Consider the following 466-nt stretch of genomic DNA (forward strand, 5'->3'; position numbering starts at 1 on the left):
GAAGCAAACATGATCTTTTAAGCCGGTGTCAATGCGGGATTTTCTGGCCGAAGGGAGGCTATTAAGAAGGTCTGGTTTTTACATGATTGAATTTAAATAACTTTTATTCAGTAAGCGGCTTTTTTCTCAGAGTTGACCTAATTTTCACCCCGCAACCGTGCTTTCGGATTGTTGACCCACAATCTCCCCTGTTAAGGTAATTCGCTTACGGTAAACAACCGATTCTCCATGTAACCTTGAGTATCAAAAGGCTGAAATTTTTTATGCAAAGAGCGCTATCTGGCATCGTCACTTTGCTGATTACCACAGCCTGTCTGTGCAATACCGCATTCGCCGAAAGCGGCAAGCCCGATAATAACTTTATTATTGAAGCCTATGGCGGTTCCAGTACGCGTGGCGCCATGGCGATAAAGGAAAATGGCAAATTGCGCGCAATCTATATTAAAGACAATGAGATTGCTCTGAT

General features: G+C 43.1%; 1 pseudogene. It reads left to right on the forward strand.

Annotated features, from left to right (window positions below):
* Positions 1-263: 263 nt before the first annotated feature.
* Positions 264-466 (forward strand): annotated as a pseudogene (locus QMM04_RS23090) (hypothetical protein); the annotation flags it as partial.

This window comes from Pantoea sp. Pa-EAmG, assembly GCF_030024295.1.
Taxonomy (GTDB): Bacteria; Pseudomonadota; Gammaproteobacteria; order Enterobacterales; family Enterobacteriaceae; genus Pantoea; species Pantoea dispersa.